Genomic DNA, 22,165 nt, shown 5'->3' on the forward strand with positions numbered 1-22,165 from the left:
AACACTGAACTCCTAGTGAACGGAACAGTCTCGCGACTCACAGATTAAAAAAAAACCTCCTGGTTTCAGGAGGCTTCTCTATCGTTTGATGGTGTCGGGGGCGCTTCGCTTGCCCGACCTACAAACAGAATGGGTTTTGTAGGGTGGATAAGCGCAAGCGTCATCCACCGCTGACCCGAATTAACGCGCTAACCAGCCGCCATCAACTGCAACGGTGTAACCGTTGATGTAATCAGAAGCAGTAGATGCCAGGAACACGATTGGACCTTTCAGATCTTCTGGCAGACCCCAACGACCAGCAGGGATACGCTCCAGAATTGCAGCACTACGCTCTTCATCAGCACGCAGTTGTTGGGTGTTGTTGGTCGCCATGTAGCCCGGTGCGATAGCATTCACGTTGATACCGTGTTGTGCCCACTCGTTCGCCAGCAGACGAGTCACACCCATAACTGCGCTTTTAGAAGCGGTGTAAGACGGTACGCGGATACCACCCTGGTAAGAGAGCATAGAAGCGATGTTAATGATTTTGCCGCCTTTGCCTTGAGCAATGAACTGGCGAGCCACAGCCTGAGACATGAAGAATACGCTCTTGATGTTCAGGTTCATTACGTCGTCCCAGTCTTTTTCGCTGAAGTTGATGGCATCTTCACGACGAATCAGACCTGCGTTGTTAACCAGAATGTCGATTTGGCCGAACTCAGCAACAGCACGCTCTAGCAGAGCGGGGATACCATCAATCTGGCGCAGGTCAGCGGTCAGGCTCAGGAAGCGGCGACCCAGAGCATTTACACGCTCGATGGTTTCAGCCGGTTCAACGATGTTGATACCAACGATGTCACAACCAGCTTCTGCAAGACCGATAGCCATACCCTGGCCCAGACCTGTATCACAACCAGTAACAACAGCAACTTTACCTTCCAGGGAGAATGAATCCAGAATCATGTAGGTTTCCTTTTTTTATACGGGCCTGCTGTAAGCGCAAGCATTTTGGGGAAAAATTTGTTCACGCAAATTGCGCAACTCATAAATCACTTACGGTAAAAACGCTGTTCCGTAATCTTTGATGGATTCATAGTAATCTTGTTGAAATCGCTTTTCAATTATAAATGAAACGTTGTTTCAACTTTCGGAGAATACTTCTCAAATTTGATATTTCGATCACGTTCCCTCTGCACTTATCCCTTAAATGCATCTGTTTACTGAAAGTATTGATAGTGGTGTTGCCGTTTAGTGAATGCAATCACACATATTGAAACAATGTTTTGATAAATTAACACCAGAATTTTGAACATTGATTTCACCGGATATCCGTTAACATTCGAGTTGCAGGATGACGGGTATATGAATTGTCATTTAAAGGAGAGCATCATGGCTAAAGGTATGCGGGTTAAACTGGTTTATGAAGTGAGCCAGGACCCAGACACAGGCGTCGAAGTCACCCGCTTAACGCCACCAGAAGTAACGTGCCACCGCAATTACTTCTACCAAAAATGCTTTACCCAGGATGGCAGTAAGTTACTGTTCGCAGGCGAATTTGACGGTAACTGGAACTACTATCTGCTGGATATCGCCGCTGCCGAAGCCATACAGTTAACGGAAGGTACTGGCGACAATACCTTTGGTGGTTTCCTCTCCCCGGATGACAAATCTCTCTATTATGTGAAGAACGAGCGCACGCTGCTGGAAGTTAACCTTGAAACTCTGGTTGAGCGTGAAGTTTATCGTGTACCTGCTGACTGGGTTGGTTACGGTACCTGGGTTGCTAACAGCGATTGCACCAAATTAGTCGGTATTGAAATTTCCAAAGACGATTGGGTTCCACTGAACGACTGGAAAATCTTCCATGACTTCTTCCATAAAGGTCCAAACTGCCGCCTGCTGCGTGTGGATTTACAAACCGGCGAAAGTGCCGTTATCCACCAGGAGAAAAACTGGCTCGGCCACCCAATTTACCGCCCGTTCGATGACAACACCGTTGCGTTCTGTCACGAAGGTCCGCACGACCTGGTTGATGCACGCATGTGGATGGTTAACGAAGACGGTAGCAACGTGCGCAAAGTAAAGGAGCATGCTGAAGGCGAAAGCTGCACACATGAATTCTGGGTACCAAACGGTTCTTCGCTTATGTACGTTTCTTATTTGAAAGGTCAGCAAGGCCGCACCATTTATAGTTACAACCCGGATAACAGCGAAAATACCGAAGTCATGCAGATGCCAGCATGTTCACACCTGATGAGTAACTTCGATGGTTCGTTGCTGGTTGGAGACGGTTCCGGTACTCCGGTTGACGTTAAAGATACTAGCGGTTACACCATCGACAACGATCCATATTTATATGCCTTCGATGTAGCGAAAAAAGCTTATTTCCGCGTCGCTCGCCACGATACTTCCTGGGCAACTTTTGCTAATAGCCGCCAGGTTACGCATCCGCACCCTTCATTTACTCCGGATGACAGTGCCATTTTATTCAGCTCCGATAAAGATGGTAAGCCTGCACTGTATATTGCCAAAATGCCTGCTAACCCAGAATTAATTTCTGCCTGATAGATAAACATAGTGTGCCCTGTGTAGGCCTTGCCCTCTCTTTATGAGAGGGCTTTTTTATATCTATTTATTTAAGGTATTGGCTGTGTACTTAAAATTAATCACTTTATATCTTATTCAAATATAAAAAAGCCTCTGCTAATAGCAGAGGCTGGGAGAGGATTATTAAAGGATTAAACTATCAGAAGGAGTACGCAACACCGACACGTAAACGCGTCTGGCGATCGTCGCGATCATTTACCCCAACGTTACCGACTTCACCATATGGAGCCCAGTTTTTATCCAATTTATAAGCCAACTTCACGTTGTATTCCTGAGAATAAGGCTTGTTGTTATTACGAGCATTACCCTCTTCACTACGTGCGTAAACATAGTTTAGCTCGGTACGCCAGTCACCCATCACGAAGCCTGCCCATGCATCACCACGGTTGACTTTATCGTCATCTTTCTTAGCGTTAGCCGGGTAGCGGGTGTAATCATAACGGTAACGAGCAGCAACATAGAAGCCATTATCGAAGCTATATTGCACACGTAAGTTTGGCTTATAGATAGAACGGCTATCGTTACTTTCAATATTAAAACCAGGTGTTACAGAGAAATTTTTATCCGCTTTCCATTGCCAACTAATGGCTTCTTCATGGCCATTACCTACAAAGTCACTAAACGGCTGATCGGTATTATCACCACCTGATTTCCATTTCGCTTCGACAGAGAAACCAAAACCATTTGCAAAACGATGTGAAACTGAGACGCGGTCGGCGTTGGTTGAGTCCGTTTTACCACCGTCAATGAATTCATGGCGTAAGTCGACGGTTACAGCCTGGGCTGCAAAAGAAGCACCAATCAACATTGCCAGACCCAGAGTTTTCTTCAACATAAATAAATCCCTCATTGAAATATCGTTTCATTATTATGAAACTGGATTTTATTTTTAAATGAACATTATTTTAGTGATCGAGATCGTAAATATTTATGTCGAAATTAACATCTGGTAATCTTCGTGATGACTATCAACAAAACAACCAACAGCACCTGATATTTGGCGACAAACATCACATTAAAATAACCAAAAACTTCATTTGGTACACATTTCAATGATATTTAAATTTATTTACACAAGAAAAAGCTGAGGACTTAAATGAAATTAAAATGGGTGGACGCTTATCAATTAAAATGAGTAACAGGGGGGGTGTGACGCAGTTAAATAAAATGGAGTGAAAGTGTGACCTCTGTAAAAGAAAAAACACCGCCCATAAGGCGGTGTTCTTAAAAATCAATAATCAAAATTAATATAGGAAATTAGTCGCGTTCTATTGCCAGCGCCACGCCCTGCCCGCCGCCAATACACAACGTCGCCAGCCCTTTTTTGGCATCGCGCTTGATCATTTCATGCACCAGCGACACCAGAATCCGGCAGCCGGACGCGCCAATCGGGTGCCCTAGCGCCAGCGCACCGCCGTTAACATTCACTTTGCGCTCGTCCCATTCAAGCATTTTTCCCACCGAAAGTGCCTGCGCCGCAAAGGCTTCATTGGCTTCGATAAGATCAAGCTCCTCAAGCTTCCAGCCCGCGCGTTCAAGGCAACGCTGAGTCGCGGTGACTGGCGCAATGCCCATATAAGCGGGATCAACACCAACGCTTGCAAAAGCTTTGATACGAGCCAACACCGGCAGATTCAATTCTTCGGCTTTGCTGGCGCTCATCATTAATACTGCTGCGGCACCGTCATTAATAGAAGAGGCATTTCCCGCGGTTACGCTTCCTTGAATATCGAAGGTTGGGTGCAATTGCGCCAGAGCTTCGGCACTGGCATCGGTGCGTGGTTGTTCGTCGGTATCAACAATCACCAGTTTTCCACTGTTAGTCTCAAACGCCACCGGCACAATTTCATCTTTAAAACGCCCGGCATCAATCGCTGCCCGCGCTTTATGTTGTGATGCCAGAGCATAGGCATCCTGGCTTTCACGGCTGATACCATATTCACGCGCAAGGTTTTCAGCCGTCACGCCCATATGATAATCGTTGAAGGCATCCCACAATCCATCATGAACAAGGCTATCGATGAGCTGGCTATTCCCCAGGCCAGCACCGTTACGGCTATCGGCCAAAACGTGTGGAGCGCGACTCATATTCTCCTGTCCACCAGCAATCACTACGTCAGCTTCACCACATTGAATCGCCTGAGTCGCAAGATGAAGCGCTTTTAAGCCGGAGCCACAAACATCATTAATGGTGATAGCGGAAACAGACCACGGCAAACCACTGTTCAGTGCGGTTTGGCGCGCAGGGTTTTGCCCGGCTCCCGCAGTGAGAACCTGCCCCAGGATCACTTCATCAACTTCTTGCTCACTTACGCCGCTGCGTTCTAGTAGCGCTTTAACCACCGCACTCCCCAGCTCCGAAGCGCTACGTGGTGACAGAGCCCCCTGAAAGCAGCCAATGGGCGTTCGTGCAGCCCCCACTATCACGACATCTTTCATCATTATCTCCGCAACGTTGTGACTGCTTTTCTGGAAAGGTTATAAGCCCCGGCGACGATCTTTCTCGAGATACATCGCGGCATCAGCTTCGCGCAACGCCTGATCGTGATCGGTTAGCTCTGGGTTGATTGCAACAACACCAATACTGGGGCCTGCATAATTAATCACACTGGAATGTAGCTGATACTCGCCAGTCAGCAAGTTTGAGAGGCGAATTTTGAATGCCTGCGCTGCCTGTAGCGCCATGCCGTACTCTTTAGGACCAATACCGGCCACGATAAACTCATCACCACCGACTCGCCCTATTATATCGTCAGGCCGGGCACCTGCTTGCAAGCGCTGCCCAATGGAGCAGAGGAAGTCATCACCAGAATCGTGGCCATAAACATCATTAATTTCTTTGAAATCATCCAGATCGGCAAAAGCCAGCAACACAAAACGCGCATCCTGACGAGCCTGAGAAAAGAGTTTTGGTAACTTTTCAAATACTGCTCGACGGTTAGGCAGCCCAGTCAGCTCATCAGTATAGCTGGCGGTAGTGAGCGCGGCATTTGCCTGCTGGAGCTGCTGCAAAAGCTGTTCATTCTGAATTTGTTGCGCAATCAGCTGTGCAAAGAGTTGCAGCACTTGTTCGCTACGCTCGGTCAAAATGCGATGCTCGGAACTGGCTGCGCACAGCGTGCCATATAAAGAACCATCCGCAAGTGTTACCGGCGTGCTGACGTAAGTGGTAATGCCTAACGCTTTCGCGGCCTGCGAATCCCCCCAAACATTGGCCACATCGCAGGTGTAACGCTTTCCTTCGTCTAACGCGCGCTTGCAAAGCGTATCACCCCAAGGAACCGAAAGGCCTTCAGGGATCTGCATGTGATGGGTATTACGGGCAAAGAGGATATGCTGGAAACTGCCGTCCGGGTCAATACGAGTCAGGTAAGTTGACTCCATGTTGGTAACCAATTCGAGCATTTCCAGCAACTGTCGGACAAGCCCCTCAAGTGTGTATTCAGATTCTAACGCGGTGGAAATACGCTCGATAAGATTGTCAGACATAAAATCGGGTATACCTTTTTAATTAATCGCACAGATGTAAATCTCAGATGGGCATGTTTTTAACATATTTTGAGTACGACTTCCCCTGCCAAATATGACTATTGGGAGTCTGCCACTCGTTGGATGGATTCATTTTTCACAAGATTGAAGAAACGTAGCTCAGGGAGTTATCTGCGAATTTGACGTAGTGATAACGAAGAGAGCGGGCGGCGCAATATTCACCGCCAGCTTAATAACGGACTCAGGCTTTCATCCTGCACTAGCGCGCGCAGCCCGGGTAATTTGCAACATTGCTGCAATATCACGGGTAGCGGGAGTATTTCATTTGGCCGTAGTACCACATTTTCCAGCTCTCCCCAGAAGTACCAACCTTTTGCGACGTTACTTGCAGGCACTAATAAATGCAGATGCATACCGCTCTGTGGCTCATCCGGCAACCCTAGCCATTGGCTAAATTGCTGTATATCCGGTGTATCGGGTCCCGCCAGCACACAGCGCTGCACCTGCGATGATGGGATATAAAAATGCATCTTCCCGAGGGTGATTCGCACTGCCGCAAGACTAAGCGAGTGAGTCATAGCCACTGGTTTCCAGGTAACGCTCAAAGACTAAATTCAAATCCAGTAGCGCAAAATACTCGTGGCCTACAGGAACAATACCGACCACCACTTTTTGCATACCAGCAGATAAATTATCAGCGGCAGGAAGAATCAGGCTTTCAGCCACATCCAGCACATCTATTAATTTGTCGATAAGTATCCCGCTTTGCATTTTATTGCCCCGGCCAATAAAAATTGTGCGTTTGCCTGGCACATCCTGACCAGCGGCATCAATTAACTGATTAATGTTAATCACTGATTCAACGCGCCCACGATAATTAATCACCCCTTCAAGAGAAGGCGGGCAGCCCGGCACCCATGAAATAGGGCGCTCAGCCAAAATCTCTTTTATTTGCGAACCGTAAAAAGCAAAATTTTTGTCAGCCTGCTTAAACAAAACAAGGCTGCACTGCGGTTCATCAACGTTGGCAATTTCCCGATTTTCGTCCTGATAGAGACTGAGTATTTGCTCTAATGGCTCGCTCATGCAACTTCCTTATCATCGGCAATGCAATAACGGTTACGGCCATGCTGTTTTGCAGAATATAGAGCCTGGTCTGCACGTTCGCGGATAGTTTCTATTTTGTCTCCCGGCTGCCAGGAGGCAATTCCCGCACTGAAGGTATTGCTGAAGTTAGTCTGGTTGACTGAGAAGTGAATTTTTTCAAATCCCTGGCGCAGTCTTTCAACCACTGCGGCTGCCTGTTCTTGCGTGGTGCCCGGCATAATTATCGCAAACTCTTCGCCGCCATAGCGCCCAACAATATCGGTGCTGCGTAAACGGTGGGAAAACAGCTGTGAGATGCCCAGAATCACCTGATCGCCCGCGACATGACCGTAGGTATCATTGATATTTTTAAAGTGATCCAAATCGACCATTACCAGACTAAATGGAATACCGCTGTAGTTGGACTCTGTGATGGCGCTTTCCAGATAATGCGTCGTCGTTGAGTGGTTATAGAGGCCCGTCAAACTATCCTGAGACATGCGAGCACGCAGTGTACGCATTCTTTCTGCGCGAATCGAAACCGCATTAATTAACTCCTGCGGATCGGCCTGCTTAATAATAAAATCTTCAGCTCCGGTACTCATCGCCCCAAACTGGGTTTTCTTATTGGTTTCGCTTGAGAGATAGGCGATAGGCAAACCGATATGTTGTGGGATCTGACGAATCAGTTTTGTCAGTTCTTCGCCACTGTAGTCCGGCATGTGGAAATCCATCAGAACAATATCGATCGGATGAGTATTGAGAACATTCAGCAAGTGTGGAATCTGCGTAAGAACATGCACTTCCATCCCCGCCATACGCAGCATCTCGGCATTGTATTGCGCGACTTCAGGCTCATCATCAATCAGTAAAACCTGATACGGTTTTTTCAGTGACGGTTGCGTTAAGCGGTGCAACTCCTGAACTAAATCGGTGGTTGATGCGGGTTTTACATAGTAACCATCACAGCCGGCTTTAATCGCATTAATGCGAGCGTGGAAATGGCTATGGCAGGAAAGATAAAGCACCGGGAAAGGTGTGCCGACTTTCTCTCTCAGATCAGACATCGCAAGCGGGCCGCCATAAGCGTTATCCGGGAAGCTAACATCCATAATGACCACTGACGGAGGCTGTGATAAAACCGCCTTGGTAAAATCGGCCGTGTTGGTAAACACATAACAGATAAAGCCAAAACAGCGAAGTTGGGTTGCCAGTAATTCAGCCTGGTCGCATTCATCGTCACACAGATAAACAGGCTTAATGGTGCGATTAATCGCAACCTCTTCCTGAGTCGAAGCCGCTATCGGGAACTTAACTAAAGAGTCTGCTCCACGACGTGCGCTTTCCATCTGCTCTTCAGTCAATGCATATAGCTGGCGTAATATCTCGCCAAGCTTGCTGTATTTCGTATCCGAAACAGAATGACTCACTAACAGGTGCTCACCTTCAGCAGCCTGGCTGGCAATTTTCGTGAAACCAAACGACGCGCTGGTTCCGTGGATGCTATGCAACAAAAGGTGCAATTGCTTACTATCCACTTCGTTCGGTTCAGTGACTAATTTTGCCAGCAGAGCATCTGCCTGGCTCAGCATCACGGGAATACGTTGCAAAAAGCGCTGACGCAAGCGAGCGATTTTATCTTGGGCAGTATTCATCGTACTTTGCATAAATTCTTGTTTTATCATGATTTATAGTTGCTCTGCAGCAGCATCTGGCTTGAGTAATTTATTCACTACAGCCACCAGTCTTTCAGCCATATTCTCGTCTTTCTTCACCCAGCAATCCGGAATGATAGTGATGTCAGTCATCTCACTGGCGCTGAGTAAAATAAAAGGTTTTTTCCAGCCGTTGGCACGCAAAACCTCTAATAAATCCAGCCCGGTAATTTCCGGCATATGGAAATCGCTGATGACCAATTCGATTCCATCATCAGAATCAAGATTGGCTAATGCGGACATTGCACTTTCTGCAAGAACCACTTCATAGCCGTTCATTTCCAGAAATACCGAAGCCAGTTCAGCAGCAAACAAATCATCATCAACTAATAAAACACGCATCTCTTTTCTCACTTTTTAAGCCTTCAGCATAAAAGCATTTTTAATGTTTCTATGAGGCTATCCTGTTCGAAATCACCCTTGGCTATATATGCATCCGCACCCACCTGGATCCCTCGGCGGCGATCTTCTTCTTTAGCCCGTGAAGTCACGATAATAATCGGAATATGTTGGTAATTATCTTCGGCACGCAATGCTTTAGTGAGCGAGAATCCATCCATCACAGGCATTTCTACGTCCGTCAATACTGCGTCAAACTGTGTTAAACGCGCTTTTTGTAACCCCGAGAATCCATCTTCGGCGAGCGTGACCTGATAACCGTGTGCTTCCAGAACGTTTTTCTCAATTTCACGCGTATTCAATGAGTCATCGACGATCAGCACATGCCATGAGTTCTGTCGAACTTGTGGCTTAGGTGCAGCGGTCCGTGGCTGCCCTTGTTTTTGTGCCATCTCCATTAAAACTGGAACTTGCAAGATACTGACCAGTTGATTGTCGGGGCTTAGAACCATGCCAGAGACTAGCGACTGCTGCTGCATATGCTTCGGCAGAGGCTTAATCATCATGCTGCGTTCATCGAGCAAGCTGTCCACCAGCATCGCCATCTTGCCAAACTGGTTCTGAATGATAATAAGCAGCAAGTCATTCGCATTAGAGGCCGATGAGTTATGTACTCCAGGCCTGTCGTTGATACGCAGTATTTCAGCCGCGGAGATAACCGGGATAAATTCGTTGTGCAGAATAATTGCCGGTCTCCCGGCAATATCACGAATTTCATCACGAGAATATTTAACCACTTCAACGACGTACTGCGCAGCAACCCCAAAAAGATGGTTCTGCTGTTCAAACTGCAAAATGCGCATCATTGCCAGAGAAATGGGCAGCCTGATAATAAAGGTGGTGCCTTGCCCAGGACGGCTATGGACCTGAAGCGTGCCTTGTAAATCAGTCACAATAGTCTTGCGAACAATATCCAGGCCCACACCACGGCCGGATAATTCAGTGACAATCTTGCTGGTTGAGAAACCCGGGTGGAAAATAAGCTCGTTACATTCCAGCTCTGAAAGCTGATCAACCACAGCCGCATCAACCAAACCACGAGCCACCGCTTTAGCGCGAATCGCCGCGTAATCCAGGCCACGGCCATCATCTTCCACACGCAGCAAAATACCGCGCCCGTCTTGCTGAGTGGTCAGGGTGATGGTGCCACGCGCCGACTTTCCGGCAGCCAACCGTTCTGGTGCTTCGCAAAGACCATGATCAACGGCATTACGCAGCAAGTGGGTTAAAGGCTCAGAGAGTCTGTCGATTAATTGCCTGTCGATCTCTACTTCACCACCCAAAATACGGCAGTCCACCTGCTTATTCAGGGAGGATGCCAGTTCCCGCACCTGCATTGAGACCGGTTCAAACAGCATCGACACCGGAAGCATACGAATGGTGGTGGCAACATCATAAAGTTCATGCATCTGGAGATGTTGAACCTGGAAATCATCTTTTAGCTTGCGGCTGAATTGCAGAACCTGCTTGCGCAGTTGTTCGACATCCATTTGTGCCAGCCGCGGCCCAAGATTGACTAACGTGTGTACTTGCTGCTCGAGACGGTCATGACTGGCGACAACTTCACCGAGGATGTTAATCAGGTCATCGAGTTTTTCGAGCTTAACGCGAACCGAACCGGCCTGTTTTAAGCCACCATCTAATACTTCGAGCGATGGCAAAGTGGCCGGTTTTTCTAGCGGGGCTTTAACCACTTCATCAGCTTCTGTGCCCATTTCTCCACGGCTGGCGCGGGCTAACTGCTCGCACAATGCAACATCTGCCGGAGGCAACTGGTTATTACCTTCACTTGCCGACAGTTGTGCCAGTTGGTTTGAAATGTAGTCACAAGCCTGAAGAATTAATGTACCAAGGCTTTGGTTAGGCTCGAGTTTCTTATCTCGTAGCTCGCTTAATATCTCTTCAAGCTGATGGGTGACATCGGCGATGCTTTGCAATTTCAGCATTCGCGCGCCCCCTTTCAGGGTATGTGCCGCACGGAACATCTCTCCGATTTGTGCGTCGGTATTTTGACCAGATGAGAGCAGGAACGCCCCCTCTTTTACGGTATGTAAATGGCCGTTTGCTTCATCAATAAAGCGCAGCACAAATTTTTTAAGATCGATAGCCATACGGTTCTCTATTGCCCATCCTGAGTGGTGAACTGCGCCAGCTGATGTTCACAAAGAAAACGAAAAGAATTACTCGGAAATGACAGCGGCAGCCGCAATGCGGTGGCGTTGCCGGTATTGCTCATTTCGGCGTTGAGTAATTGAAGAGTAATGCGATAAGTCCGTTGAGCCGGGCGGTACAACTCGCTTTGTCGATACATTTCCGCCAGGTAGTAATGGGCAGGCCAGTAGCCAGGCTGTTGATAAACAACCTGTTTAAACCAGGCAATCGCCTGTTGGGTATGCTGCTGCCACATCATTGCCAAACCAAGTAGCATTTTCGCTTCCGCAGACCATTCATCCAGCTCAAGCACGTGTTTCGCACTTAAAGCCGTTTGCTCGAACTCACATTTCTCCAGTGCAATGGCACCTTTAATAACCAGCGCTTCCAGATTATGAATGTCGCTATTCAACACCTGACCTATCAGCTCTTCTGCTTCAGAAAAGCGTTTGTCAGCAACGCAGGCGAGTGCTTTTTTAATCCAGCTATCACACTGCTGCGCGGAAGGAACCGGAGCGTCAATGAAAGGTGCGGCGGCCGGAATAACCGGAGTAATAATACGTGGTCGTACATTGACTGCCGGAGTCTGAGTACGCGCCGCTTTAGGTTGGCAGAAGTAGAAATTCCCGAACTCTTGTTTAAGCTTCAGGATGCCAAAATTATTAGCCAGCGTTTCAGCGTTACCAAAAAACAGCGCCCCTTCCGGTTGCAGCATGTTCAGCAGGTTAAAATGCAGTGCTCGGCGCGTTTCGACATCAAAGTAGATGGAGACGTTACGCAGCAAAATAATATCGAATGTGGGTTGAAGCTGTTCTTTAACAATGTTCGCGCGGTGAAACTTCACCTTATTACGAATCACATCATGCAGTTGGAACTGGTTACCGTTGCGTGTGAAATAGCTTTGCTGCAATAAAGGATCGACACCACGGAAAGAGTAACTGGAGTAAATTGCTGCACGAGCCTTTTCCAGAATTTTGGTATCGATATCGCAGCCGTGAATCTCAACGTTGTCGATGAATTTATCGTGGTATTTCTGATGGAGCTTTATTGCCAGAGAGTAAGCTTCTTCGCCCGAAGAACAGCCTGCGCTTAAGATGCGCACCGGGCCACTGCGTTGCTCAAGAATGCGCGGCACCAGCTTATCGCAAATGATATCCAGCACATCCGGCTCACGGAAAAAGTACGTTTCGTTAATCGTCAGTAGGCTAAGAAGCTTATCGAATTCGTCAGTCGAGACGCAGAGGATCTCATAGTATTCTTCAAAGCTCTCTTTTCCGCGCTCAGAGATGCGCTGCTGCAATGCCGCATTAAGCAATCCTTCCATGCCATTAAAAAAATGCAGACCCACTCTATCCTTGATGAGTGTTTTAAAGGCCGCAATATTTGGGATCATGGCAGTTTGCCCTCAGATTGCCCAAGACGAGCCATAGCCAACAAAGCACCAGCAAGTTTTTCCAGCGGAAGTGTCTTATGAACGACGTTTTTGTCGATGGCGAATTTATTCATACCAAATACGACGGAAGAAACTTCATCCTGCGCCAGCGTTTTACCGCCATTATGGAAGATAGCCTCGATGCCACGGCATCCATCGCTACCCATGCCCGTCATGATGAGTCCTACCGCTTTTTCACCATAAACTTCAGCCACAGACTCCAGCAGCAAATTGCAGCTAGGATGGTAAACATCTGTCGCCTTGCGAGGAATAACAGCCAAACGATGATACTTTTTGACCACCAGATGGTGCTCAGGAGGCAGGATATAAACGTGGCCGGCACATAACACATCATTTTCCTGGGCTAACTGCACCTGGAGTTCAGTGACGCTATCCAGCCACTCAACCATGCTTTTGGCAAAGCCGTCAGCAATATGCTGCGCAATAATAATTGGGCATGGAAAATCTGCAGGCAGTGCCTGCAGTAATTTGCTAAGCGCCTGCGGCCCACCCGTTGAGCAGGCGATTGCTAGCACATAAGGCCACTGACGATGATACGTATCGGCAATGACTGACGCTGGCGTGCTATTTGTCAGAGTATTATTTGTCGACGCAGCCTCGGAATGCTGACGCAACCCCTGGATATGGCGAATAACCTTAACACCGACCAACATCTCAACCTGGCGATGCAACGCTTTAGTCGCCTGTGCCGACTCACCCTGGTTGTTTACCACAGCCAGGGCACCACGCGTGATGAACTCCGCATCCCACTGCGCATCGGGATAGTAACGCATCACCATAATAGGGATCGCGCAAGTGGCCATAATCGTTTCAACGGTTTCGACGTTTTCCGGACCTGGCGCACCTAACGTCAGCACCAGAAGTTGCGGAGCCATCTTTTGAACCAGGCTCGCCGCTTGTTCGCGATGCACAGCCTGGCCTACGACCACTATGTTTTTATTGCTCTCAAGCTGTCTAGTCAGATCATTGCGCGACACGCTGCCATGATCGACGATCAGCACCCGAATTTTAGGCCTGTTCATCAGGTCTATCCGTCAATTTGAAAGACCCTGAGGCCTGGTTCAACTCTTCGGATAACTGAGTCATATCCTGGCTGATGGACAGAATGTCTTTAATTGATTGAGAGGTGTAATTGCTGGCAACTACGATTTCGCGCAAAGCCATAACCACCTGATTACTTGCCGTTTTCTGTTGCTGAGTAGACAAAGAAATCTGCATGGCCGCGGTAGAGGTTTGTTCAGCAGTTGCTACTATGTCATGTAAGCGGTCGGCGCTGACTTTACAGGCTTTAGTGCCCGCTTTAATGCTATTGCTGCCCTTCTCTGCGTTAAGGACCAGGCGATTAATCGAGTTTTGGATTTCGCTGATTTTGTTCTCAATCTCAAAGGTCGATTCAGTCACTGAGTCTGCCAGACGGCGAATTTCTGCAGCAACCACTGAGAAACGTTTACCGGACTCGCCAGCACTAGAAGCTTCCAGAGCCGCGTTAAAGGCAATGAGTTTAGTCTGGTCAGCAACGTTGTTGATGATAACCATCACGCGGCTAATCTCTTTAGACTTGTTACCCAGCATCATAATTTCGCGCATGCTTTGCTGGTTGTCGTTGTCGATATCAGACATACGAGTGAGCAATTCACCCATCGAATCGGAGCCCTTGTTGCAGTCATCAAGAGTCACATTGGCAATGTCTACCACTGCGCGAGAATGCTCAGCAATCTGCGTAGAAGAAGCTGACAACTCTTCCATGGTCGAGGTGATTTCTGCTACCGAAGAAGAGGTTTCAACGCTAGTAGAAGCCTGGCCATCAACAGCCTCAGTAATTTTTAGTGCCGCTTCATGTACGTGATGGGCATGGGACACAACGCCGCCAACCAGTGCATGCAAAGAAGCCCGCATCTTTTCGTTGGCGCTCAGCAAATCACCGATTTCATCTTTATGATCGATACGAATATCAACGGTGAGATCACCCTGAGAAATCGCTTGTGAAATTTTCAATACGTTCTTCAAGCGCTTGGAAATCAGGATTCGGCTGGTTCCGGCAATCAACAGCAAAATCACTGGCATCAGCAGCAAGCTGAAAAGCAGCAGGCTATTGCGTACCAGGTTGCTGCTGCGAGCAACATCATCAACATAACTGGTAGTGGCGATGATCCAGTTAATCCCATCAATATATTCGAACACCGCGACTCTTTTGCGAGGAGCAGCACCATATCCACTGACGGTTTCGTAATAAATCGTGCCGTTTTTACGCGCTAAGATATCGGCGTAACGCTTATAACCATGGGCGTCGGTGAGGTTCTCAACATGCTGATTCACCAGAGTCGGGTGCGCGACCATCGTACCAGGACTAAATCCAGCATCCAGCACGTATGCGTAACCTCCCTCGCCGATGTGTACCGCTAACAGTTCTTTAATGACCGGCTGCAAAGCAAGTTTAACGTCAAAACCAATTGCCACCGCCCCAACAACCTGGCCGAATTTATCGGCAATCGGTTCGTAGTGGCTGATGAACTGTTTTCCGTAAATCACCACTACACCAGAGAAGGGTTTGTTTTTGATTAACGCAGCATATGCAGGGTTGTCATGGCTCAGAACGGTAGAAGTGGCAATCTTTCCTTCTTTACCCTGCAAGGTCGAAGAAACGCGCACAAACTGATCGCCTTCACGCACTAAGGTGGAAGCGAATACGCTGGTTAACTCAGTGAAGTGGGAATTAATATTGGTATCACTTAATAAAGCTTTAAGCGCAGTTTCATCCAGTGAACGCAGCGGAGCCGGGGACATATTCTGGTAATTGTTAATATATACGTTGCTATAACGCTCAGCGTCCCGCAGGACCCTTTTGTATTCAGTGTTGATGTTATTGTGGAAAATCCGTGTATTGGAACGCAGAACTTCCAGAGCATTATCTTGCAGCTGAGTCGCCAGGTAAGACGAAAGCAGGAAGGATGCACCAACCAACAACACAGCAATGCATGAAACCAGCATCAGGCCCAACTTCATGGCGACACCGATTTGCAACTTATGCAGCCATGATGTCAGAAATTTTTCCGTAGTAGCTAAGGCGTCAGCTTCCGCAGGTTGCTGCATGTTTAAGAATTTATGCATGAGATTCCAGTGATCTAGATAATGTGAAATTAATGCCGAATTAATATCTTGCTACGTGCAGTACTCACTGGACACGCGAGCGTAAGGGCCAGAAAAATCATTCCAAAGAAAGTGATTTTTCACAGCCATTTCATACCAACGTCAGTAAAGGCACAGGCTTACCTAAGTGATAGCCCTGTAGCCATTCAACGTTCATTTTTTCCAGGCACCGCTGAATTTTTTCATTTTCAACATATTCAGCAACGACCTGCATATTCTTCATTCTTGCTACATGACAAAACGACTCAACAATGTAGCGGCTGAGTTCGTTCTCGGTAATTTCACGAATGAAAGAACCATCTATTTTCAGAATGTCTGCGCTGACATCTCTTAAACGAGCATGGCTGGAAAAACCCGTGCCAAAGTCATCAATCGCTATCCGGCATCCCAGACTTTTGAGCGAGCGCACCGTATTTTGTGACTGCTCAGTATCAGACAATGCGTCCGCTTCGGTAATTTCAAAGATGATCCTATGTGGATCGACCCCGAACTGCGTTAGCAATAGCTGAACATTATTAACAAAGCTTGCGCGACAAATAGTTACCGGCGTCAGGTTGATTGAAAAACAGCGGTCAGGGTACAACTGCATATTTTTTAAGGTGTTCTTAATCACCCATAAATCAATTTCTGGTGCCAGGCCCGCCTCAGTTGCTACCGGCAGGAAGCGATCCGGCGGAATAAAGCGACCTTCTTCATCCAGCATTCGCAGCAGTATTTCGTGATACCGCTCTTCGCCACGGGTACTGACGATAGGCTGAGCCATTAAGACAAATGCATCGTTATCCAGCGTTCTCTGTAAGACTGTACGAATATCAGTTCGGCCAACAATATGGTTTTCAATTGCGCGACTGGTCTGTGCTTCGAGGTTTTCAGGCTTACCGCTCACCACCGATAGCCCGGAAACGATACCCAGCTTTCCTGTCAGGCTGTAAATGTCGTCGGAAAATTGTGTCGCACGGCAATAGCCAAGCCCACTACGAAAACCGAGTTGCTGGTTATTGTGGGAATAACGAAACGTATTCGCTGCTCTGTAAAGAATGCTGAGTCTTCCCCAGCTTGGCTGCTCGAGTTTCAGCAACAGACCATAGCCCGCGTGGTAGTACACCTTTTCGTTGGCATTGAGCTTTGTACGCAGCGTTTCGCCTAGTTTTTTCTGGTATCTGGCGCGAAAGTGCGTGCCATAGCGCCGGGCAAACAGATCCACTTCAGGAACTTGTATCAGGCAAACCGTAGAGTTCGGGGATTCTTTTACATCGGCTTTTAATGCCCGGAGATTAGGCATGTTAGTCATAGGGTCTGTGAGCCCCATATGTAGCAACTGCTCGAAGCGTAACGTATTGAATCTCGCCAGAACGCCCATAATGACAATAGTCAGGGTAAAGATAAAAATGACTGTTGAAACCAACATCTGATGAAGCATGAAGTCATCATTTAGCGCGATATAATTTGCGTTGTTCTTCGCCAGCACGATCATCATCACGGTCCAGACCGGTGCCGTGAAAACATAGCCGATACGAACAGAACTCCACAGCATGAGCGGGAAGATTAAAATCAGGCTATAAAACGTGAATAAGACCGAGCCCTGGTAAGGAGTGTTCAGGCAGTACATCAGAGCAATCAGCACTACCGACCACGCGGTAAAGTGGGAAAGACTCACGTCTGCAGAAAACTGAGCCTTCATCGTCCTTACGCAAGTAAACCAATACTTCGGACGGCAAATAATCCTTAACACTGTATAAAACAGGGGAATGCCGGTAACACACCCGTTCATCATCCCTTGTATTCTGACCAGAGTTTCCGCATTGAAAACATGATCAAAGACCATTTTTGTGCCGGTGTGATAGGTCGTAAATAGACAAATCACTTCACTCATAACGGTGTTTAGCAAAACATTACAAACACATAGCCAGATAATTCTTTTGGTAGTGAGTTTTATACGCCCAAAACTTGCCGCACTCCGCCAGCCTGTACTCTGTTTATAAAGGTAGTAACTGATCAGTGCTGCGGACTGATAGCAAAACAGGTCATAGATTTCAGGTTCTGGCCGGTATATCAATGTGTAAACGGCAAGCAGAGTAACCCCTGCAATGACTCTGTAGCCAAACAACACAAGCAAAGCCGTCAGAGCCGCTAATCTCAGGTCATACACTACCAATACCTGGTTTTCAAAAAACCGATGACTACTAAGTAGTTGCGCCAGTAAGTAAAGCAGACACGGGAGTACCAGCGGTAAAATCCACCGTTTATTGGTATACGCTGTACTATTGCTCGCTGTAGAGTCCAAGTGTTTAACCCGTTGAGTATGCTTTGTAAATTATTTATGTGGTTTGGTGAATGTATTGCTAAATGGGCAAGAATCTTGCGGTAGATATTATGAAATAAAACAAAAGCCGTAATTAATTAACATTTATACTAGCTAAAAATAACACGCACATTTTTATGCCAAAACCCGCACAAACAAATAATTAACAACCACCCTTAATAACTTTAATATTATTGGCGACTAGCGAAAGGTAAAACCATAACCACCCTCAAGCTACCCTTTAATTGTATTCACTTTTCGAACAAAAAAGAACAGCCATTTATATGTAAAAATGGACATCATGAGATATCAAAAAGCATCAAATTCAACAGTAAAAATGTAACATAACAGTATGAAATAATTGAAAATATAACTATTTATTATTAATAAGATAAAAGGTTATTATGTTGAATGAAGGACAATATCTCGCAGTGCTGAAAGTGTTTATTTAACTGGAATGTTAAAGAGGATCAATCAATACTTAAATTAGTGTTTAATGTACATTCTTTATGATTGACTTGACCTGTTGGGTTAACTATAGTCCCGGCGCGTCATTTTTCCTTTATAAATATAATCATCAATAATGTTACACAATAGTTCATTATTGTTGACGCAACGTCTGACACACTTCATAAAAAAACTCACATAAAAGCAACAACCAGACAATATATAGCAATGAGTTAATACCAAATCTTTAATTCATGAGTCATTCGCGTTCATTAGGAAACTAACAATCTGTGGCTAAAAATTTTTTCGCGCTTAAAAGCGTAAAAGGTTGGCACCATTCTATCGCGGGGAAAGTCACCCAATTCTTATTGGCTGGAGTTCTGATTGCGTTTGGTGCGGGTGCATGTGCTGGTTGGGGCCTGATTGATAGTTTCTCGTACCAGCAATGGGTTCACCAGGCTGAAGCGAATGCTCAGATAATGACTTACATTGTACGTAACGTGTATACCAATGTTGCTGTAGGAACGAGCCCTACGGGGCAAATCACGCGAATTGTCTCGGAGCACAAACTCGGTGATCCGGACTCTGTCATCCAGACCGGTTATAACCCAGTCGATGTGCTGGCGCTCGCCTCAGTACAAACCCGCAATCCAACATGGCTTTTCCTTTATACGCCGGAAAAAGGCTTTCAGGGCATCAGCAATAATTCGGAATCACCAGAATCAAAAATCACCTTCAAAGGGCAAAGAGCCACAGACGTTCTGGTGAACTATTACATTGGCTTTGCCACTATTAATGGAAAAGAGTGCTTTATTAGCGCCGTTCCAATCCTTGCGCCATCAGGTGAAATACTTGGCAGCTTAATCAGCAGTATTGGTAATAAAAGCCAATTGTATGCGGCTTATGACGCCATGCTGAAGAAGACCTTTGTCATTCTGGCATTGATTTTATTGTGCACTCTGGCGCTTGTGACCATCTTTATGCGCCGCCTGTTCCGCCCGGTACCAGTGCTTATAAACTCATTGACCCGCATTGCACACGAACAAACCGATCTGATTACTCCATACCTGGACCAGGATGACGAAATCGGGAGGCTTGCTTCAGCAATTGAAAAACTGCGCGTAGCGATGGTTGAACGAGATTACCTGCAAAAAATGCAGGAGATGTCGCAAAAAATGGAGTACATGGCTCACCATGATTCACTGACCGGCTTCCCGAACCGCGCCTCCTTTAGCCAGGCTCTTGATAAGTGCATCCGCGAAGTGAATCAGAATGGTCAACTATTCAACCTTCTGCTTATTGACCTTGATAACTTTAAACCGGTAAACGATACCTTCGGCCACTCGGCAGGGGATGAAGTACTTATTGGCGTGGCGCAACGTCTATCACTGCTGTTAGGGCCAATGGATTTTGCTGCCCGCTTGGGCGGTGATGAGTTCGCAATTCTGCAAAGCGTGAAGTCTGACAATAATCAGGAAGCCGCCGCGCTGTCGCAAAAAATTGTCCGTGCATTAAGCATTCCATTTACCTACGGCACCAACTCTTTTGCGATCAGTTGCAGCGTCGGTATTGTCACGGCCCCTTCTCAGGGTAATAGCGCGACAACATTAATGATTAATGCCGATTTGGCCTTGTATGCCTCAAAACACAGTGGCCGTGGCTGCTACCACTTCTTTGAAGATGGCATGATGATGAAGCACACCAACAGTGTGTTTGTGAACCAGGAAATCATTAATAGCATCGATAACAATGAGTTTGTGCTGCACTACCAGCCGATTGTCGATTTGGAAAATGAAACTGTTTGTGGTTATGAATCGCTTATTCGTTGGAATCATCCAACCAAAGGTCTGATATACCCTGATTACTTCATTAATATTGCTGAAGAATCAGGTCTGATTATACGCTTGGGCGAGTGGATTATTCGCCAATCGTGTATGGCTGCGGCCAAATGGCCGGAATCAATAAAAGTTGCGGTCAATATCTCGGCCTATCAACTTCATAGCCCAGGCTTGCTGGATATTATTGTTGATGCGCTGAAACAAAGTGGCCTTTCGGCAAACCGCCTTGAAATCGAAGTCACTGAATCCGAAAAACTGGATCAGTCTATCGCACTACCCGTCTTTAATAGCATTCGCGAGATGGGCATCTCAATTGCAATGGATGACCTTGGTACCGGGTACGCAGCATTGGATTACCTGCTTATTTATCCATTCACACGCATAAAAATCGCCCGCACGCTGATTATGAAACTGGAACAAGAAAGTGCCAGTCAATATCTGGTCGTGATGCTGATTCAGTTTGCCCAGAAATATGGCATGAGTGTGACGGCTGAAGGTGTCGAAACCGAACAGCAGCGGACTATTTTACGACGTATTTCCTGCCAAAACGTACAAGGGTACTATTACAGTCGACCGTTGCCAGAAAAAGATCTGGAGCCAACCTTTGGTAATAAAGTCATTGATGGCGAGGTTTGCAATGCTGAATAAGCCATGGTTTTGTAGAAACTCGTATCTGGCCATTGCTCTATTGCTTTTGATAAGCCCGCTGTGCCGGGCGCATAACATTCATAGTAAACCAACCCTGGACAGGATAGCCGAGACAAAAACCATCACGCTCGGCTATCAAGATGATGCTTTCCCATTTTCGTATGTTGAGTCCCAGCATCCAGCGGGTTACTCCATAGATATTTGTAATAAAATCGTTGATGCACTTAAAGTAAAATTAAAACTAAAAGATCTGAAAGTTCGCTGGGTCAAAAGTAGCACTGCCTCACAATTTGTTTTAATCAAAAACCACGCGACGGATATGATGTGCATTCCGGCATTTTATTCAGAGTTACGCCACCAACAAGCAGAGTTTACCCTCCCCTTCTTCTTTTCCAGCACACGCTTTATCACACGAAAAAATAATCACACCGACACAATCGAAGATTTAGCCGGCCACAGTGTGCTAGTGAAAAGTGGCACAATCTATGTTGAGCAACTGCATCAACTTAATAATGTGAACGAACTCAATCTCAATATAGAGCTAGAAAATAATAACAATGCAGCATTTCAGAGCCTTGAATCGGGGGAATTACCTGCATTAATTTCAAGCTACGTGCTACTTAAAGGTATGATGACCCAATCCCCTAATCCTGATGAGTTCGAAATATCGGATGAGGTGTTTAGCCAGCCGATACCTGCAGGCTTGCTCCTGCCGTTAAATGACCGGGAATTTAAAAACTTTATCGATGATGCCATGCGTTCAATTCTCATCAGTAAAGACTTTCCGCGTTTTTATCAACACTGGTTTATGTCCCCCATACCGCCTAAGTCGATAAATCTCAATATTCCCATGTCGGATGCGCTAAAAGCATTAATTGTATCAACATCAACCCATGCGAACTAA

General features: G+C 46.7%; 16 protein-coding genes. 3 read left to right on the forward strand and 13 right to left on the reverse strand.

Annotation, left to right across the window (positions count from 1 at the left end; translation table 11 throughout):
- Positions 1-180: 180 nt before the first annotated feature.
- A complete protein-coding gene (kduD, locus tag LVQ76_RS16560) occupies positions 181-942 on the reverse strand; it encodes a 2-dehydro-3-deoxy-D-gluconate 5-dehydrogenase KduD (protein WP_232865780.1) in 762 nt (253 codons plus the stop codon).
- 426 nt (positions 943-1,368) lie between these two features.
- Here kduD and LVQ76_RS16565 point away from each other — a divergent pair, with 426 nt between their 5' ends.
- Complete coding sequence (locus LVQ76_RS16565; protein WP_232905190.1) at positions 1,369-2,544, forward strand: oligogalacturonate lyase family protein; 1,176 nt, start codon at positions 1,369-1,371, stop codon at positions 2,542-2,544.
- Positions 2,545-2,725: 181 nt separating this feature from the next.
- Here LVQ76_RS16565 and LVQ76_RS16570 read toward each other — a convergent pair whose 3' ends face one another.
- The 12 genes from LVQ76_RS16570 to LVQ76_RS16625 all read right to left on the reverse strand — a co-directional run bounded on the left by LVQ76_RS16570 (position 2,726) and on the right by LVQ76_RS16625 (position 18,310).
- The gene (locus LVQ76_RS16570) at positions 2,726-3,421 is read right to left on the reverse strand and encodes an oligogalacturonate-specific porin KdgM family protein (protein ID WP_064513498.1); all 696 of its coding nucleotides are present in this window, start codon (positions 3,419-3,421) and stop codon (positions 2,726-2,728) included.
- Positions 3,422-3,843: 422 nt separating this feature from the next.
- A complete protein-coding gene (locus tag LVQ76_RS16575) occupies positions 3,844-5,025 on the reverse strand; it encodes an acetyl-CoA C-acetyltransferase (RefSeq protein WP_151993235.1) in 1,182 nt (393 codons plus the stop codon).
- 39 nt (positions 5,026-5,064) lie between these two features.
- Positions 5,065-6,075: a sensor domain-containing diguanylate cyclase gene (locus tag LVQ76_RS16580; RefSeq protein WP_151993234.1), complete on the reverse strand. Its 1,011-nt coding sequence runs from the start codon at positions 6,073-6,075 to the stop codon at positions 5,065-5,067.
- Positions 6,076-6,293: 218 nt separating this feature from the next.
- The gene (locus LVQ76_RS16585) at positions 6,294-6,653 is read right to left on the reverse strand and encodes a hypothetical protein (RefSeq protein WP_232905188.1); all 360 of its coding nucleotides are present in this window, start codon (positions 6,651-6,653) and stop codon (positions 6,294-6,296) included.
- Complete coding sequence (locus tag LVQ76_RS16590; RefSeq protein WP_232865783.1) at positions 6,637-7,161, reverse strand: chemotaxis protein CheW; 525 nt, start codon at positions 7,159-7,161, stop codon at positions 6,637-6,639. Before LVQ76_RS16590 ends, LVQ76_RS16585 begins: the two co-directional genes overlap by 17 nt.
- Positions 7,158-8,816: a diguanylate cyclase gene (locus tag LVQ76_RS16595; protein WP_226811984.1), complete on the reverse strand. Its 1,659-nt coding sequence runs from the start codon at positions 8,814-8,816 to the stop codon at positions 7,158-7,160. The genes LVQ76_RS16590 and LVQ76_RS16595 overlap by 4 nt, the downstream gene beginning before the upstream one ends.
- Before the next feature lie 33 nt (positions 8,817-8,849).
- Positions 8,850-9,218, reverse strand: a complete 369-nt coding sequence (locus tag LVQ76_RS16600) for a response regulator (RefSeq protein ID WP_232922081.1) — start codon at positions 9,216-9,218, stop codon at positions 8,850-8,852.
- A 23-nt stretch (positions 9,219-9,241) separates the two neighbouring features.
- Positions 9,242-11,386, reverse strand: coding sequence for a hybrid sensor histidine kinase/response regulator (locus LVQ76_RS16605; protein ID WP_232865786.1), 2,145 nt, complete (start codon positions 11,384-11,386; stop codon positions 9,242-9,244).
- 8 nt (positions 11,387-11,394) lie between these two features.
- Positions 11,395-12,819, reverse strand: a complete 1,425-nt coding sequence (locus LVQ76_RS16610) for a CheR family methyltransferase (protein ID WP_232865787.1) — start codon at positions 12,817-12,819, stop codon at positions 11,395-11,397.
- On the reverse strand, positions 12,816-13,901 hold the full coding sequence (locus LVQ76_RS16615; RefSeq protein WP_232865788.1) for a chemotaxis protein CheB: 1,086 nt from the start codon (positions 13,899-13,901) through the stop codon (positions 12,816-12,818). The genes LVQ76_RS16610 and LVQ76_RS16615 overlap by 4 nt, the downstream gene beginning before the upstream one ends.
- Positions 13,888-15,987, reverse strand: coding sequence for a methyl-accepting chemotaxis protein (locus LVQ76_RS16620; protein ID WP_232865789.1), 2,100 nt, complete (start codon positions 15,985-15,987; stop codon positions 13,888-13,890). Before LVQ76_RS16620 ends, LVQ76_RS16615 begins: the two co-directional genes overlap by 14 nt.
- A 130-nt stretch (positions 15,988-16,117) precedes the next feature.
- The gene (locus LVQ76_RS16625) at positions 16,118-18,310 is read right to left on the reverse strand and encodes a sensor domain-containing phosphodiesterase (RefSeq protein ID WP_370639864.1); all 2,193 of its coding nucleotides are present in this window, start codon (positions 18,308-18,310) and stop codon (positions 16,118-16,120) included.
- 755 nt (positions 18,311-19,065) lie between these two features.
- On the opposite strand from LVQ76_RS16625, the gene LVQ76_RS22395 reads away from it, so the two are divergent.
- Positions 19,066-21,261, forward strand: coding sequence for a putative bifunctional diguanylate cyclase/phosphodiesterase (locus tag LVQ76_RS22395; RefSeq protein WP_232865790.1), 2,196 nt, complete (start codon positions 19,066-19,068; stop codon positions 21,259-21,261).
- Positions 21,251-22,165, forward strand: coding sequence for a transporter substrate-binding domain-containing protein (locus tag LVQ76_RS16635; RefSeq protein ID WP_232922082.1), 915 nt, complete (start codon positions 21,251-21,253; stop codon positions 22,163-22,165). The genes LVQ76_RS22395 and LVQ76_RS16635 overlap by 11 nt, the downstream gene beginning before the upstream one ends.

The sequence above is a fragment of the Buttiauxella cochleicola genome (genome assembly GCF_021283185.1).
Classification (GTDB): domain Bacteria; phylum Pseudomonadota; class Gammaproteobacteria; order Enterobacterales; family Enterobacteriaceae; genus Buttiauxella; species Buttiauxella massiliensis.

Bases quoted from the DNA above. Each gene is read 5' to 3' on its own strand.
- LVQ76_RS16590 (WP_232865783.1), bottom strand. From the start codon at position 7,161: ATGAGCGAGCCATTAGAGCAAATACTCAGTCTCTATCAGGACGAAAAT.
- LVQ76_RS16575 (WP_151993235.1), bottom strand. From the start codon at position 5,025: ATGAAAGATGTCGTGATAGTGGGGGCTGCACGAACGCCCATTGGCTGC.
- LVQ76_RS16585 (WP_232905188.1), bottom strand. From the start codon at position 6,653: ATGACTCACTCGCTTAGTCTTGCGGCAGTGCGAATCACCCTCGGGAAG.
- LVQ76_RS16580 (WP_151993234.1), bottom strand. From the start codon at position 6,075: ATGTCTGACAATCTTATCGAGCGTATTTCCACCGCGTTAGAATCTGAA.
- LVQ76_RS16595 (WP_226811984.1), bottom strand. From the start codon at position 8,816: ATGAATACTGCCCAAGATAAAATCGCTCGCTTGCGTCAGCGCTTTTTG.
- LVQ76_RS16635 (WP_232922082.1), top strand. From the start codon at position 21,251: ATGCTGAATAAGCCATGGTTTTGTAGAAACTCGTATCTGGCCATTGCT.
- LVQ76_RS16605 (WP_232865786.1), bottom strand. From the start codon at position 11,386: ATGGCTATCGATCTTAAAAAATTTGTGCTGCGCTTTATTGATGAAGCA.
- LVQ76_RS16610 (WP_232865787.1), bottom strand. From the start codon at position 12,819: ATGATCCCAAATATTGCGGCCTTTAAAACACTCATCAAGGATAGAGTG.
- LVQ76_RS16615 (WP_232865788.1), bottom strand. From the start codon at position 13,901: ATGAACAGGCCTAAAATTCGGGTGCTGATCGTCGATCATGGCAGCGTG.
- LVQ76_RS16600 (WP_232922081.1), bottom strand. From the start codon at position 9,218: ATGCGTGTTTTATTAGTTGATGATGATTTGTTTGCTGCTGAACTGGCT.
- LVQ76_RS16620 (WP_232865789.1), bottom strand. From the start codon at position 15,987: ATGCATAAATTCTTAAACATGCAGCAACCTGCGGAAGCTGACGCCTTA.
- LVQ76_RS16570 (WP_064513498.1), bottom strand. From the start codon at position 3,421: ATGTTGAAGAAAACTCTGGGTCTGGCAATGTTGATTGGTGCTTCTTTT.
- kduD (WP_232865780.1), bottom strand. From the start codon at position 942: ATGATTCTGGATTCATTCTCCCTGGAAGGTAAAGTTGCTGTTGTTACT.
- LVQ76_RS16565 (WP_232905190.1), top strand. From the start codon at position 1,369: ATGGCTAAAGGTATGCGGGTTAAACTGGTTTATGAAGTGAGCCAGGAC.